Here is a 14,970-nt window from a genome sequence, read left to right on the forward strand (position 1 = left end):
GCGGTGCGCTGTCCGCCGAGATGGGGGTGGGCCGGTGCGGGTGTCCGGAGCGGCGAGGACCCCGTCGTCCGCTGCCCGCATACCGGACAGGACATTAGCAGGAGCCCCTCCGCGCGACGACGTCGCAGGCGGCGCCCCATGGCTCTGTGCGGCTCCACACGGCGCCGGACGTCGACCGATCCATCCGCGACTGGTGTGAACCGGCGTGAGGTCCCTGCCGTTGTGTGACCGAACGGTCGTCGTCACGAGTGGGGAAAAGTCATGGTCACCGTCGAAGGAACGAGCACCGCACGGTTCGAACCGGTCCGAGCGGCGCTGGCAGCGCACCTGGAGTCCGGCGAGGAACTGGGGGCGTCGATCGCCGTCGACGTCGACGGCGTCATGGAAGTCGATCTGTGGGGCGGGCACACCGACGCGGCGCGGACCGCTCAGTGGCGCGAGGACACGTTGGTCAGCCTGTGGTCGACCACCAAGACCCTCAGCAGTCTGGCGGCCCTCGTCCTCGTCGACCGGGGCGCACTCGATCCGCACCGCCCGGTCGCGCACTACTGGCCCGAATTCGCCGCCCAGGGCAAGCAGGACATCGAGGTGCGGCATGTCCTGGCCCACACCTCGGGGCTCTCGGGCTGGCAGCAGCCCTTCACCGTGGACGACCTGTACGACTGGCCGACCGCGAGCGCCCGGCTGGCCGCGCAGGCGCCCTGGTGGGAGCCGGGCAGTGCCTCGGGCTACCACGTGCAGACGCAGGGGCAGCTGATAGGAGAGCTGGTCCGGCGGGTCAGCGGCCGGACCCTGACCGAGTTCGTCGACACCGAGATCGCCGAGCCGTCCCAGGCCGACGTCCAGATCGGTGCGCGGCAGACCGACTGGCCGCGTATCGCCGAACTGGTGGCCCCGTCGCAGCTCTCCGGGATACCCGCCGGCCTGGATCCCGAGGGGATCTTCACCAGGACGCTGCTCGGCAGCCCCGCCCGGGACGAGCACGTCGACACCCCGCAGTGGCGCCGTGCCGAACTCGGAGCCGTCAACGGCCACGGCAACGCACGCGGTATGGCCCGCGCCCTCTCCGTGATCTCGCGACGCGGCCAGGTGAACGGCCGCCGGCTCCTCTCCGCGGACACGGTGGACCAGGTCCTCGACGTGCAGGCCGACGGGGTCGACCTGTTCCTGGGTGTTCCCGTGCGCTGGGGCATGGGCTTCGCGCTCGCCGACGCGCGGACGATGCCGCACCTGCCCACCGGGAGGGTCTGCTTCTGGGTCGGCCGGGGCGGATCGATCGTCCTGATGGACCTCGACCGGCGCGTCACGTTCTCGTACACGATGAACCGGCTGGGCGACGGCATCCTCGGCTCGGAGCGCACCCACAGCTACCTGAGGCACGTCTACGAAGTCCTGGACTCCACGACCTGAGCACGGACTGAGCGAACAGCGCCGTTCTCGGGGTGAACCGAGCCGGTCCCGCCGTCGTAGGACAGGACGCAGGACACGCCACCCCGGCAGCCGGGGTGGCGGGTGCTCCAGGCCCAGGTGGGGCCGTAGCCGGACAGTCGCCCTTCTCGCCGCTGCGACACGCCGCCCACCCCTCTCCGAACGCGGTGCTTCGTCCCTCGAACGCACCGCCCCCTCTCGCCGGGCCCGGTCAGGGCCACGGCCAAGGAAAAAGGACGTTTCCCATGCGCATCACCCTTCTCAGCCGCAGATCCACCCTGCTCGGTGTCACAGCGGCCGCAGGGCTGTCCGTGGCCGCCGTCACCCTGCCCGGGGCGACCAGTGCGGCGCCCCTGCGCCCGGAACGACCGACGATCGTGCTGGAGCACGGGGCGTTCGCCGACGCCGCGAGCTGGGACGGCGTCGTCACGCGGCTGCAGCGGGCGGGCTACCCCGTGGTGTCCGCGGCCAACCCGCTGCGCGGTCCGGCGACCGATGCCGCCTACCTGCGCAGCGTCGTCGACCACATCGACGGGCCCGTGGTCCTGGTGGGCCATTCCTACGGCGGCACCGTCATCAGCCAGGCCGCGGTGGGCCTGGAGGGCAAGGTGAAGGCACTCGTCTACATCGCCGCGTTCCTGCCCGACACCGGCGAGAGCTCGCTCGGGCTGACGAACAAGTTCCCCGGCAGCACCCTCGGCCAGGCGATCGAGTCCGTCAACTACACACTGCCCGACGGCAGTCAGGGCGCGGACGTGTACATCAAGGCGGAGAAGTTCCGCGGCCAGTTCGCCGCGGACGTGCCGGCGGACAAGGCCCGGCTCATGGCCGCAGGACAGCGCCCGATCGCCGCCGCCGCGCTGGAGGAGAAGTCGACGAAGGCCGCCTGGAAGACGATCCCCTCCTGGTCCCTGGTGACCACGGAGGACCTCAACATCCCTGAGGCCGCCCAGCGTTACATGTCGGCCCGGGCCGGGGCCCGCACCACGGTCATCCACGCGTCGCACGCGGTGCCGGTGTCCCGCCCCGACTCCGTCGCCCGCATCGTGGACCGCGCCGCCCGCACGGTCCGCTGACCGACACGAGCCGTGCCCGGCCGGGCACTTCACCACCCACCGCGTTTCTTACGTCGTCATCGACGGCGCGCCCCACGGCCTGCTGTGGCCCCACGCCCCGTCGCCGGTTCCACGGCGGCGGGGCGCACGGGCGCGCGTGCGTTCGCGCCGGCCACCCGCAACCCGACCCGGCACCCCGCGAAGCGTCACCCCTTCGACGGGTGCGGAGTCGAGCCGTACGCCGTCAGGAAGCGGTCCCGGAAGGAGCTCATCTTCCAGACCGGGGCGTTGTGGGCCGGCTTCAGGCCGTCCGTCCAGTTCCAGGACGCGATCTTGTCGAGGACCTTCGGGTCCTTGGCGATGATCGAGATCGGTACGTCACGGCTGGCGTTCTCGCCGCTGACCCGGGCGATCGGCTGGTGGTCGCCGAGGAAGACGAGGACCGTGTCGTCGCTGCCGTAGCGCTCCAGCCACTGGGTCAGTGACGTCACCGAGTACGAGATGGACTTGCCGTACTCCTGCTTGGAGCGGGTGGAGTCGGCGATGATCTCCGACGGCTTGGTGCCCGCCTTCTGGATGGCCTTGAAGACCGAGCCGTCGCCCAGGTCGTCCCAGTCGACCATCTTCGGGATGGGCGCCCAGGGCTGGTGGCTGGAGGTGAGGATGATCTCGGACATCAGCGGCTTGTCGCGCTTCTTGCCGTGGACCTGGCGCTGGTACGCCTCCAGCGCGTACTGGTCGGGCATCGTCGACCAGCTGAACTTCGGCCCCTGGTAACCGAGTTGGAAGGCGTTGTAGACCTTGTCGAGGCCGTAGTACTTCTGTTCGGGCCAGCCCTTCTGGACGCCCGGCATCACCCCGACCGTGTCCCAGTCGCCGGTCTTCTTGAAGGCCTTGGTGAGGCTGAGGTGGTCACTGGCCATGACCGTGCGGTAGCGCTGCTGGTTGTCGATCCACAGGCCGGACAGGGTCGTCGAGTGGCCGAGCCAGCTGCTGCCGCCGTACGTCGCCGAGGTCAGCCAGCCGCTCTTCGCGTGGAAGCCCGCCTTCGTGAGGGCCGCGGTGCTCGTGGCGAGGGTCTTGTCGACCCCGGGCGCGATGGCCGGGTCCTCGACGGCGCTGCGGCCGTAGCTCTCGATGAAGGTGAAGATCATGTCCTTGCCGCGCAGGTCGGGCACCAGCTGGGCGCCCGGCGTGTTCCCGAACGCGTCGACCTTGGCCACCTTCTCGAAGGTCGCCTCGTCTCGCACGGTCTGCACCACCTGCTTGGCCTGGAGCGCGGTGAGCGAGGCGGTGTGCTCGGAGGCCAGCGGGGTGCCGAAGACCTGGAGACCGAGCGCGTAGCAGGTGACCCAGACGGTGGCGGCGAGAAGGGTTCCCCGGGTGGCGACCCGGCGGTCCAGAACCAGCAGCCCGCTCAGCCGGACCATCGCCAGCGTCATGACGGCCACCAGCAGGAGCACGAGGACGACCGCGCCGACCGCCGCGCCGACCGCCACGGCCCCGCCCATCGAGTCCGCGACGTAGGACTGCGCGTCGTCGAGCAGCTCCCAGTCCAGGACGGGGTTGAAGGGCCGCCCGAGGTAGTCGTTGAACCCCATGTCGAGCAGGTTCAGGATCGTCATCACCCCGAGCCCCGCGCCGGACACCACGGCCAGCGCCAGCCGCGGCCGACGTGGCAGCGCCAGTGCCAGGGCCGCCCCGAGGATCGCCTCCGCCGGAAGCCGCACGAACTCCCGCAGGTGCAGATGGGTGACCTTGTTCGGCAGGAGCAGGGCCCCGAGGACGAGAAGGGCGGCGAGGATGTTGAGGGCCCACCGCGTGTTGCGTACGGCGGCGGGGTGCGCGTCCCGCCAGGACCGCTTCCCGGCCGGCGGGCTGTCCGCACCCGCCGCCTCGGCCTCGGGCGACGTGCTCTCTGCAAGGGTCTCGGACACCCGAGGGTCCTTCCATACGGTCCTGGTGGAAGGCGGACCCGATAGGGGGTCCCGGAATCCGCCACAGTCCCGTACGGAGCGCTCAGCCCGTCAGTTCACGCCCCAGGGCAAACACCGGCCCAACGCTTGGTCAACGGTCAGATTCCGGCCCCCGCGCTCACGCACCACCCACCGCCGTCAACAACGCGAGCGGCGCCGCGGCGGACCGTGCTTCCCGCACACACGCGTGCGGATACGGCACCGGCTCGCCGTGGGACTCCCGCCCGTACCCCGCCAGAACCTCCGGCAGCCGGTGCCCGGTGGCCGTCGCCGCGTCCACCAGCCCGTGCGCCACCGCCCGCGCCTCGTCGTGCAACCCGTACCGGGCAAGACCCAGCGTGATCAACGCGTTGTCGTGCGGCCACACCGATCCCCGGTGATACGACAGCGGGTGATACGCCCCCTGTCCGGCCGCCAGGGTCCGAACCCCCCACCCGGAGAAGAAGTCCGGCTCCAGTAACCGCCGCCCCACCGACTCCCCGTACTCCTTGTCGAGCAGCCCGGACCACAGCAGATGCCCGGCGTCCGAGGCCAGCGCGTCGACCTGCCGGCCCTCGCCGTCCAGTGCGAGCGCGGGGAAGGCACGGTCCGGCATCCAGAAGTCCCGCTGGAACCGGTCCCGCAGATCCGCCGCGGCCTGTTCGAGGAGTGCCGCGTAGGTCTCGTCCTCCCACACCGTGCGCGCGACCCAGGCGGTCCTGCGCAGCGCGTCGTACGCGTAGCCCTGGGCGCCCGCCGCAGTCACCGGCCCGCTCGCCCGCGTCCCGTCGGCGCCGCAGATCGCGCCGGGGGAGTCCTTCCAGTTCTGGTTGGCGAGGCCGCCCTGGTCGGCGCGGTAGACGAGATAGCCGCGCGAGGTGAGGCCGCCGTGGTCGAGCATCCAGCCGATCGCGGCGCGGGCGTGGGACTCCAGACGCCGGGCGAGCGTGACGTCCCCGGTGTGTTCCACGTACGCGCCGAGCAGGACGAGGAACAGCGGGGTCGCGTCGACCGAGCCGTAGTAGCGGCCGTACGGCACCTGCTCGAAGTGCGCGAGCTCCCCCTGCCGTACCTCGTGCACGATCTTGCCGGGCTGGGCCACGGAGGCCGTGCCGGTCTCGGTGGCCTGGGTCGCGGCGAGCGCGGGGAGGGTGGCGGCGGCCAGCTGGGGGCGGTAGGGGAGGGCGAAGAGCGAGGTGAGGAGGGCGTCCCGGCCGAGCAGGGTCAGGAACCAGGGGGCTCCGGCGGCCGGGACGCGCAGTTCCTCGCCGTCCGGGCCGGTCGCCGGGACCTGGAGCGAGGCGAGGTCGGCGAGGCCGCGGGCGCAGGCGGCCGCCAGCTCCGGCCAGCCGGTCGGGAAGGCGACGCCCTCCACGAACTCGCCCTCCATGGCCAGGAGTCGGCGGTTCAGGGCGGCGGGGGAGCTCGGTACCCGGCGGGCCCGCTTGTCGCCGTGCGGGCGGGCCAACACCCGCAGGATCAGCTCGGCCGTGCCGTGCGGTTCCAGGTCGAGCGTCCAGACCAGGCGCCTGGCCCCGGTGCCCGTCTCCTCCACGCCGTCCGGGGCGGGGTCGGCCGTCACCGTCGTACAGGACCGCCATTCGCGGCGCTGGTAGCCGAACTCCACGCCGTCCTCGCGGACTTCGCGGGAGCGGGTGGCGCCGGTCTTGGTGTAGGTGCGGTGGTCGGAGCGGAGTTCGAACTGGTCGGCGAAGTCGGCGTCCGCGGTGATCGCGAGCCGGACCGTCGTCGGCACCGGGCGGTTGCTGGTGACCCGCAGGGACTCGACGAACGAGCCGTCCCCCACCGCCTGTTCACGGAAGAGGGTGTGCGCGGGGGGTTCCTGGCGGCCGCCGCGCGGGACCAGGACACAGCGCGCGGTGTCGCCGTCGGCGACCGGTGACAGGGCTTCGGGCATGGCGCCGTCGACCGTGAGCTGCCAGCGGCTCAGATGCCGGGCGTCGCGTACGAACAGTCCGTCCGGGGAGCTGCCGCCGCCCCGGACGCCGCTGATGTCCCCGCCGTCACCCACGGCGGCGAACGTCTCGCCGTGTACGAGCAGATGATGCCGGTCCGTCATCGCCGGTCCCCTCCCTTGAGCCCCATGTCCGCCATGCCTGTCGTGTCGTTCGAGACCGTGATGTCGTTCGTGACCTGGGTGTCGCTGTGCAGCAGGTCGAGCGCGAGCGCGGCGGTCCAGCTGAAGCCGGTCGCCCCGCAGGCCTCGCCGGTGTGCGGGTCGACGTACTCCGCGAAGTCGGTGGCCTCGGCGAGTTCGAGCACCGACGCGCGCAGCGCGTCGGCCCGCCGGTGCTCGCCGTGGGTGCGCAGCCCGCGCTCCAGCAGCCAGGCGGTGTTGAACCAGGCCGGGCCGCGCCAGTAGCGGTGCGGGTCGAAGGCCTCGCCGAGGAGGTCGTGGCTCGGAGGGAGGCGGGTGGTGGTGCCGAGTCCGAAGTGGGGGCCGGACACGGTATGCAGGAGCGCCCGGACGGTGTCCCGCGGGAGGCCGGGGAGCAGCAGCGGGACCAGGCCGGACACGCCACGCTCGGGGATCAGGGTGCCGCGCCCGTCCGGGGCGGGCGCCCGCAGGTCCCGGCACAGGAACATGCCGCTCGCCGGATCCCACAGCCGCTCGACCAGGGCCGCCGTGAGCCGCTCCGCGCGTGCGTGCCGGGCGGTGCCGGGCGCGCCCAGCTCGGCGGCGATCCGGGCGAGGGCGTGCTCGGAGGCGATGAGCAGGGCGTTGAAGGCGGGGTCCTCGACGGCGAACTCTCCGCCGCCGCCACCACGCCCCCCGCCCGACCCGGCACCACGCCCCCCGCCCGACCCGTCCCTGTAACCGGCGTCCCGGTAGTCGGTCGCCAGCCGTACGTACCGTCCGTAGTCCAGGTCCGTCGGCCGGTCCTCGGCGGCTCCGTGGTCGAGGTCGGCGCGGCGGAAGGAGCGGGCCGGGGCCGGTGTGACGCGGGAGAGCGGGAGGTCCCAGGCGGGGCTGTTGTCCATACCCTGTTCCCAGGGGTGCACGACGGAGGCGAGACCGCCGCCGCCCAGGTCCCTGCTGTGCAGGAGATAGCGGTGCCAGGCGGCCAGACGCGGGTACACCCGGGCGAGGAAGCCGCGTGCCCGGGACAGGCCGGGGTCGGCGCGGTGGACCAGCCACGCCGCCAGGGCGTGGACCGGTGGCTGCACGATGCCGGACGTCTGTACGGTGCGCGGGGCGCCCGCCGAGCGCCCCGCGGTCGAGGAGCGCCAGAAGTCGGGGCTCGGGAAGTACGCGTCGAGCGGTACGGAGGGGTTGAAGACGATGTGCGGGACGCGCCCGTCGCCCCACTGGGCCGTCAACAGGGTCTCCAGCTCCGTCTGCGCCCGCAGTGGTGAGAGATGGCGCAGGCCGATCGCGATGAACGCGGAGTCCCAGGACCACTGGTGCGGGTACAGACCGCGTGAGGGAACCGTGGAGGTGCCGGTCCAGTTGCCCTCCAGCACCCTCGCCGCCCCGACGTGGAGGGGATGTGACGACCCCGGCGGATCGTATGCGATCGAGCGCTCCGCGGAAGGGGTGATGAGCTGGGCAGTGCGATCCACTCGGGGCTCCCCGAAAGACGTGTGGCTGACCGGTTCGGTCAGGGCTACCGTAGGGTTACGTCTATTTAACACGCAAAACCCAATATGTAATGCAGAGTTGAGAAACACAAGGGGGTGCGCATGGCTGGACGGAGTCAGACCGGCGCCGGAGATCTGCTCGAACTGGTCCGCAGCGGGCGAGCCGTCACGCGCGGCGCGCTCCAGCAGGCCACCGGACTGTCCCGGGCGACCGTCGGCCAGCGCCTCGACCGCCTCTTCCGCGCGGGCTGGCTGCGCGAGGGCGCCGGGGGCCCCGTGGACTCCCCGCTGGGCGGCCGCCCCTCGATCACCCTGGAGTTCGACGACGCCCACGCCGTCGTCCTCGCCGCCGACCTGGAGACCCGGCACGCCCGTGCGGCCGTGCTCTCCCTGACCGGCGAGATCCTCGCCGAGCACAGCGGAGCCCTGGCGATCGAGGACGGCCCGGACGCCGTGCTCGGCGAGCTGGGCCGCTGGTTCTCCGAACTCCTGGAGAAGGCGGGCCACCGGGCGGCGGAGGTCTGCGGGATCGGGCTCGCCGTGCCGGGCCCGGTCGACCTGGAGAGCGGCCGGGTGGTGCAGCCGCCGATCATGCCCGGCTGGGACGACTACGACATACGAGGCCGCCTCGCCCGCTCCTTCACCGAGCACACCGGCGCCGGTCCGATCCCCGTGCTCGTCGACAACGACGCCAACCTCATGGCGTACGGCGAACAGCGCACGGCCTACCCCGACTGCTCGGCGTTCGTGCTGGTCAAGGTCTCGACGGGCATCGGCGCCGGAGTCGTGGTCGACGGCTCGGTCTACCGGGGCATCGACGGCGGCGCGGGCGACCTGGGCCACATCCGGGTGCCGGCGGGTGCGGAGGCGCTGTGCCGGTGCGGGTCCTACGGCTGTCTCGCCGCTGTCGCGAGCGGCGGTGCCGTGGCCCGTCGGCTGGCGGCGGCCGGGGTGCCCGCGGCCTCGGGCTCGGATGTGCGCGATCTGCTGGCGTCCGGGCATCCCGAGGCGGCGGCGCTCGCACGTGAGGCGGGGCGGCACGTCGGGGACGTCCTGGCGACGGTCGTGACCCTGCTGAACCCCGGGGTCCTGATGATCGCCGGGGATCTGGCCGGAACTCCCTTCCTCACAGGCGTCCGGGAGCTGCTGTACCAGCGGGCCCTGCCGCGCTCCACCGCCCGGCTGGAGGTGGTGACCTCACGGCTGGGGGACCGGGCCGGGCTGGTGGGCGCGGGCGCGCTGGTCGTGGAGCACCTGTACGCGCCCGAGCGGGTGGAGGAGCGGTTGCTTGCCATGGGCGTATGACGTCCGTGTTGCGGTCCCGACACCCGTCCGCATGGTGAATTCCGGCGCGCTGTGGCAGCGTGATTCTCGCCACGCTTGATAGGGGTCGCGCTCGAATGAGCGGATCTTGAGCGACTGCACTTCTCCAAGGGGTGGCACTCAGTGCCACCCCTTGATCGTTCATCGATCGAAATCAGGCGTGCTTCAAGCCGCTCAGATGAGCGATTCTGGCGGCCTGTGGGGAGTGTTGCGTTCAAGAACTGAAAACATCGGGCCCGTATCGCTTGCCAAGCTTTGACTTTCGATCCGTTGGCGGACGACTGGTTACGGGCGTATGACGCCCGAGTAGACGTACCCAGACGCCTTCGATCTGGGTATGTTCCTCGACGTCAGGGCAGCCACCGCGTCCTCGAGGGAGTCGAGACCCGTGTCGGAAAACAAAGAACCCCACGTAGCGAAGTTCGTCTACGACTTCACCGAGGGAAACAAGGACCTCAAGGACCTCCTGGGTGGCAAGGGCGCGAACCTCGCCGAGATGACCAACCTGGGACTCCCCGTTCCCCCCGGCTTCACCATCACGACCGAAGCCTGCAAGGTCTACCTGGACAGCGGTGAGGAGCCGGCGGCACTGCGTGACGAGGTGAGTGCGCACCTCGACGCGCTGGAGCAGCGCATGGGCAAGAAGCTCGGCCAGGCCGACGACCCGCTGCTCGTCTCGGTCCGCTCCGGCGCGAAGTTCTCCATGCCGGGAATGATGGACACGGTCCTGAACATCGGCCTCTCCGACAAGTCGGTCCAGGGTCTCGCCCAGCAGGCCGGCGACGACCGCTTCGCCTGGGACTCCTACCGGCGCCTCATCCAGATGTTCGGCAAGACCGTCCTCGGCATCGACGGCGACCTCTTCGAGGAGGCCCTCGACAAGGCCAAGCAGGCCAAGAAGGTCGCGGTCGACACCGACCTGGAGGCCGCCGACCTCAAGAAGCTCGTCACCGCCTTCAAGAAGATCGTCAAGAAGGAGGCGGGCCGGGACTTCCCGCAGGATGCGCGCGAGCAGATGGACCTCGCCATCCACGCGGTCTTCGACTCCTGGAACACCGACCGCGCCAAGCTCTACCGCCGCCAGGAGCGCATCCCGCACGACCTGGGCACGGCCGTCAACGTCTGTTCCATGGTCTTCGGCAACCTCGGCCCCGACTCCGGCACGGGTGTCGCCTTCACCCGCGATCCCGCCTCCGGCCACCAGGGCGTCTACGGCGACTACCTCCAGAACGCCCAGGGCGAGGACGTCGTCGCGGGCATCCGCAACACCGTCCCGCTCGCGGAGCTGGAGCAGATCGACAAGAAGTCGTACGACCAGTTGATGCAGATCATGGAGACGCTGGAGAACCACTACAAGGACCTCTGCGACATCGAGTTCACCATCGAGCGCGGTCAGCTGTGGATGCTCCAGACCCGCGTCGGCAAGCGCACCGCGGGAGCGGCCTTCCGGATCGCCACCCAGCTCGTCGACCAGGGCCTGATCGACGAGGCCGAGGCGCTCCAGCGCGTCACCGGCGCCCAGCTGGCCCAGCTGATGTTCCCGCGCTTCGACGAGAACACCAAGGTCGCGCAGGTCGGCCGGGGCATCGCGGCCTCGCCGGGCGCGGCCGTCGGCAAGGCGGTCTTCGACTCGTACACCGCCGTCAAGTGGTCCCGTTCGGGCGAGAAGGTCATCCTGGTCCGCCGGGAGACCAACCCCGACGACCTCGACGGCATGATCGCGGCCGAGGGCATCCTGACCTCCCGCGGCGGCAAGACCTCCCACGCGGCCGTCGTGGCGCGCGGCATGGGCAAGACCTGTGTCTGCGGCGCGGAGGAGCTGGAGGTCGACACCAAGCGGCGCCGGATGACGGTGCCGGGCGGGCATGTGGTGGAGGAGGGCGACCTGATCTCCATCGACGGTTCGAGCGGCAAGGTGTACCTCGGTGAGGTCCCGGTCGTGCCGTCCCCCGTCGTGGAGTACTTCGAGGGCCGGATGCACGCGGGCGCCAACGACGCCGACGAGCTGGTCGAGGCCGTGCACCGGATCATGGCGTTCGCGGACCGCAAGAGGCGTCTGCGGGTGCGGGCCAACGCGGACAACGCCGAGGACGCGCTGCGCGCCCGTCGCTTCGGCGCCCAGGGCATCGGACTGTGCCGTACCGAGCACATGTTCCTCGGCGACCGCCGAGAGCTGGTCGAGCGGCTCATCCTGGCCGACACGGAGGCCGAGCGCGAGGAGTCGCTGAAGGCGCTGCTCCCGCTGCAGAAGCAGGACTTCGTGGAGCTGTTCTCGGCGATGGACGGCCTGCCGGTGACGGTCCGGCTGCTGGACCCGCCGCTGCACGAGTTCCTTCCCGACATCACCGAGCTGTCGGTCCGTGTGGCGCTGGCGGAGTCCCGCCAGGAGCCGCACGAGAACGAACTGCGTCTCCTCCAGGCCGTGCACCGGCTGCACGAGCAGAACCCGATGCTGGGTCTGCGCGGTGTACGCCTCGGCCTGGTGATCCCGGGTCTGTTCACCATGCAGGTCCGCGCGATCGCCGAGGCCGCGGCCGAGCGCAAGAACGCCAAGGGCGACCCGCGCGCGGAGATCATGATCCCGCTGGTGGGCACCGTCCAGGAGCTGGAGATCGTCCGCGAGGAGGCCGACCAGGTCGTCGCGGAGGTCGAGGCGGCCACGGGTGTGGAACTGAAGCTGTCGATCGGCACGATGATCGAGCTGCCGAGGGCCGCGCTGACCGCCGGTCAGATCGCGGAGGCGGCGGAGTTCTTCTCCTTCGGCACCAACGACCTCACTCAGACGGTGTGGGGCTTCAGCCGGGACGACGTGGAGGCCTCCTTCTTCACGGCGTACCTGGAGAAGGGCATCTTCGGCGTCTCCCCGTTCGAGACGATCGACAAGGACGGCGTCGGCTCCCTCGTGAAGCTGGCCTCGGAGGCGGGCCGCAGGACCCGTCCCGACCTCAAGCTCGGCGTCTGCGGTGAGCACGGCGGTGACCCGGAGTCGGTCCACTTCTTCCACGAGGTCGGCCTGGACTACGTCTCCTGCTCCCCGTTCCGCATCCCGGTGGCTCGCCTGGAGGCGGGACGCGCGGCGATCACGGCGAACGGGAGCGACCACCGGTAGGCCCCTGACGGCCACTGGGACTCCGGAACCGCCGCCCGTCCCCGACCCTCATCCGATGGGCGGCGGTTCCGGATCACGGAGAGAGGGGCGGCACCCTTGTGCGGGGGTGCCGCCCCTCTTGTCCCAGCCGGCGGAGCCGAGGCGGGCGAGCGTCTTCCTGCGGAGCCGGTCGGCTTCCTTTTCAACGACGTTCCCGAGGACGCTCGCGAGGAACTCGTCCGTCGCGGCGACTTCTTCTCTCAGATGTCCGAGCCGTCCCCGGCCGGTCGCAGTGCGGCCAGTTCGGCGTCGGACGGGCGATGGACCGCCTCGGCCGCCTCGCGCAGGACCGCGCGGTCGACCTTCTCCTTGTCGGCGATGAGCCGTACCACCACACCGTCGCGGGGCACCGCGTACTCGTGGATCCCGCCCGCCGTGCGGTACCAGGCCTTGCCGTCCTGCTCGCAGGCGACCGGCTTGAGCGCGTCGGCGCCCAGCGGCTGCTCGGCGCAGTTCTCGGCCGTCAGCGTGCTGTGGTCCGCGAAGAGTCCGATCCGCGTGGAACCCTTGTCGGACCGGTACGCGGCGGCGAACTCACCGTCCCCGTACGCGCCGATCGACGCCTGGAACACGGTGTAGCCGGAGACCTCGGTGACATAGACGAGGTCGGGCTCGACACCCCAGCCCTCGGCGGCGGTCGCGAGCTCGGCACTGTCGGCGGCCGCCCCGCCGGTCCCGCTCTCCTTGTTCGCGCCGCATCCCGTCAGAAGAACCGGCAGCAGTGACAGTGCGAGGAGAGCGCGCGTGTTTCGTGTCATGTGCACATCCTGGCGCTGGTCCGCCGCAGGTGGTACCGGTTTCCGGAGTCCCCTTCGCCTGGCCGGGTGGCGCGGTTCCCCGGCCCCTCCTGGCGGGCCCCCTGGAGTCGGGACGACCGGGCGTCCCGGCGGCTCTGGGACGCTTCGGAGGAACTCACCGGGGTGGCGTACGACGCCCTGAAGATCTGACCCCGCAGCCCCGGCAGCCCTCGCAGCGCCCTCTCAGTCCTTTCGGCCGGTCACCGCCACCGTCACACCCAGCCCGATCATGGTCAGGCCGCCGACCCCGCCCACCGCGGAGAGGCGGCGCGGCGAGCGCGCGAACCAGCCCCGCGCGGTCGCCGCGACCAGCCCCCACACGGCGTCGGAGACCAGCGCGATCACGTTGAACACCAGCCCGAGCAGCAGCATCTGCGCGGCCACCCGACCGTGGTCGCGGTCCACGAACTGCGGCAGTACGGCGGCGAAGAACACGATGGTCTTGGGGTTGGTCACACCGACCGCGAACCCCTCCCAGAACGTGCGCAGACCGCCGTGCCCCGCCGCGGCCGCCGTCATGTCCTCGGCGAACGCCGCGCGCAGCGACCCGCGCCCGCGCCACGCCTTGACGCCCAGGTACACGAGGTAGGCGGCACCGGCGAGCTTGAGCGTGGTGAAGACCAGGACCGAGCGCTCCACGACCGAGCCGACCCCGAAGGCCACGGCGAGGACAAGGACGTACGCGCCGACCGTGTTCCCGGCCACCGTGGTCAGGGCGGCGCGTCGGCCCTGGGCGAGCGCCCGGCCGATCACGAACAGCACGCTGGGACCGGGGACCACGATCAGCAGGAACGACATGGCCGCGAAGGCGAGGAGACGGTCGGTGGGAACCATGTCCTCATGCAAGCACGGGGGACTTTCACCGCTCCAGCGGATTTTCAGGCCGTCGCCCCGCTGTCCACCACCAGGTCGGTGCCCACCACCGAGGAGGCGTCGTCCGAGGCCAGGTACAGGACGGCGGCGGCGATCTCGGAGGTGGTCGAGACCCGGCCCAGGGGGAGAGACGCCCTCGCGCGCTCGGCGCGGTCCGCCTCCGTCTCGCCGGGGCGCAGGGACATCGGAGTGTCCACCGCGCCGGGGCTGACCGCGTTGATGCGGACGCCGTCGTGGATGTGGTCCAGGGCCGCGCCCCGGGTGAGGGCGGAGACGGCCGCCTTGGTGGCGGCGTACGCGGCGGCGCCGGGGGCGCGGGTGTGGGCGCCGAAGGTGGACGCGATGTTCACGATCGCACCGCCGGAGGGCTGCGAGCGCATCTGGCGGATCTCGGCCCGCAGCGCGAGGAACACCCCGGTGAGGTTGATGTCGAGTTGCTCCCGCCAGTCAGCCGAGGACAGCTCGGCCAAGGGCTGCCCGCCCCGGAACACTCCGGCGTTGTTGACGGCCACGTCGAGCGAGCCGAACCGGTCCGCGGCGGCCTCCACGACGGCCTGGATCTCGGCGCCCCGCGTGACGTCCCCGGTCACCAGGAGCGCCTTGCCGCCCGCCTCCTCGATCAGCCGGACCGTTTCCGTCAGCGGCTCCGGCCTGCGTCCGGCGACCACCACCTGCGCCCCCTCCGCGGCGAACGCCAGGGCGATGGCCCGGCCGATTCCCGAGCCCGCGCCGGTGATGAGAGCGGTCCTGCCGATGAAGCGCGTCATGATCTCCCCTGATTATTGACC

At 71.4% G+C, this 14,970-nt stretch carries 10 protein-coding genes and 1 pseudogene; 5 read left to right on the forward strand and 6 right to left on the reverse strand.

What is annotated here, in order from left to right:
• Positions 1-261: 261 nt before the first annotated feature.
• Positions 262-1,410 carry a serine hydrolase domain-containing protein gene (locus ABZT02_RS14860; protein ID WP_356017858.1) on the forward strand — a complete coding sequence of 383 codons (1,149 nt, stop codon included), beginning with the start codon at positions 262-264 and terminating at the stop codon, positions 1,408-1,410.
• A gap of 263 nt (positions 1,411-1,673) precedes the next feature.
• Entirely contained in the window at positions 1,674-2,504 is an 831-nt protein-coding gene (locus ABZT02_RS14865; protein ID WP_356017861.1) for an alpha/beta hydrolase, read from the forward strand.
• Between the two features lie 185 nt (positions 2,505-2,689).
• Here ABZT02_RS14865 and ABZT02_RS14870 read toward each other — a convergent pair whose 3' ends face one another.
• From ABZT02_RS14870 to ABZT02_RS14880, 3 genes are all read right to left on the reverse strand, one after another.
• The gene (locus ABZT02_RS14870) at positions 2,690-4,420 is read right to left on the reverse strand and encodes a CDP-alcohol phosphatidyltransferase (protein ID WP_356017863.1); all 1,731 of its coding nucleotides are present in this window, start codon (positions 4,418-4,420) and stop codon (positions 2,690-2,692) included.
• Between the two features lie 157 nt (positions 4,421-4,577).
• Positions 4,578-6,518, reverse strand: coding sequence for a glycogen debranching N-terminal domain-containing protein (locus tag ABZT02_RS14875; protein ID WP_356017866.1), 1,941 nt, complete (start codon positions 6,516-6,518; stop codon positions 4,578-4,580).
• The gene (locus ABZT02_RS14880; protein ID WP_356017868.1) at positions 6,515-8,023 is read right to left on the reverse strand and encodes a hypothetical protein; all 1,509 of its coding nucleotides are present in this window, start codon (positions 8,021-8,023) and stop codon (positions 6,515-6,517) included. The genes ABZT02_RS14875 and ABZT02_RS14880 overlap by 4 nt, the downstream gene beginning before the upstream one ends.
• Before the next feature lie 120 nt (positions 8,024-8,143).
• Here ABZT02_RS14880 and ABZT02_RS14885 point away from each other — a divergent pair, with 120 nt between their 5' ends.
• Positions 8,144-9,346: an ROK family protein gene (locus ABZT02_RS14885; protein WP_356017870.1), complete on the forward strand. Its 1,203-nt coding sequence runs from the start codon at positions 8,144-8,146 to the stop codon at positions 9,344-9,346.
• Positions 9,347-9,752: 406 nt separating this feature from the next.
• The gene (ppdK, locus tag ABZT02_RS14890; protein WP_356017872.1) at positions 9,753-12,473 is read left to right on the forward strand and encodes a pyruvate, phosphate dikinase; all 2,721 of its coding nucleotides are present in this window, start codon (positions 9,753-9,755) and stop codon (positions 12,471-12,473) included.
• Between the two features lie 239 nt (positions 12,474-12,712).
• On the opposite strand, the gene ABZT02_RS14895 is transcribed toward ppdK, so the two are convergent.
• Positions 12,713-13,270, reverse strand: coding sequence for a hypothetical protein (locus ABZT02_RS14895; RefSeq protein ID WP_356017874.1), 558 nt, complete (start codon positions 13,268-13,270; stop codon positions 12,713-12,715).
• Positions 13,271-13,334: 64 nt separating this feature from the next.
• On the opposite strand from ABZT02_RS14895, the pseudogene ABZT02_RS14900 reads away from it, so the two are divergent.
• A pseudogene (locus ABZT02_RS14900) lies at positions 13,335-13,459 on the forward strand (short-chain dehydrogenase); the annotation flags it as partial.
• Between the two features lie 33 nt (positions 13,460-13,492).
• Here ABZT02_RS14900 and ABZT02_RS14905 read toward each other — a convergent pair.
• Both ABZT02_RS14905 and ABZT02_RS14910 read right to left on the reverse strand, forming a co-directional pair.
• Entirely contained in the window at positions 13,493-14,143 is a 651-nt protein-coding gene (locus tag ABZT02_RS14905; protein WP_356017876.1) for a LysE family translocator, read from the reverse strand.
• A gap of 44 nt (positions 14,144-14,187) precedes the next feature.
• Positions 14,188-14,949: a glucose 1-dehydrogenase gene (locus ABZT02_RS14910; protein WP_356017878.1), complete on the reverse strand. Its 762-nt coding sequence runs from the start codon at positions 14,947-14,949 to the stop codon at positions 14,188-14,190.
• Between the last annotated feature and the right edge of the window lie 21 nt (positions 14,950-14,970).

The organism is Streptomyces sp. NPDC005402, assembly GCF_040606575.1.
Lineage (GTDB): Bacteria > Actinomycetota > Actinomycetes > Streptomycetales > Streptomycetaceae > Streptomyces.

Bases quoted from the DNA above. Each gene is read 5' to 3' on its own strand.
- ABZT02_RS14860 (WP_356017858.1), top strand. From the start codon at position 262: ATGGTCACCGTCGAAGGAACGAGCACCGCACGGTTCGAACCGGTCCGA.
- ABZT02_RS14865 (WP_356017861.1), top strand. From the start codon at position 1,674: ATGCGCATCACCCTTCTCAGCCGCAGATCCACCCTGCTCGGTGTCACA.
- ABZT02_RS14875 (WP_356017866.1), bottom strand. From the start codon at position 6,518: ATGACGGACCGGCATCATCTGCTCGTACACGGCGAGACGTTCGCCGCC.
- ABZT02_RS14885 (WP_356017870.1), top strand. From the start codon at position 8,144: ATGGCTGGACGGAGTCAGACCGGCGCCGGAGATCTGCTCGAACTGGTC.
- ABZT02_RS14895 (WP_356017874.1), bottom strand. From the start codon at position 13,270: ATGACACGAAACACGCGCGCTCTCCTCGCACTGTCACTGCTGCCGGTT.
- ABZT02_RS14905 (WP_356017876.1), bottom strand. From the start codon at position 14,143: ATGGTTCCCACCGACCGTCTCCTCGCCTTCGCGGCCATGTCGTTCCTG.
- ABZT02_RS14910 (WP_356017878.1), bottom strand. From the start codon at position 14,949: ATGACGCGCTTCATCGGCAGGACCGCTCTCATCACCGGCGCGGGCTCG.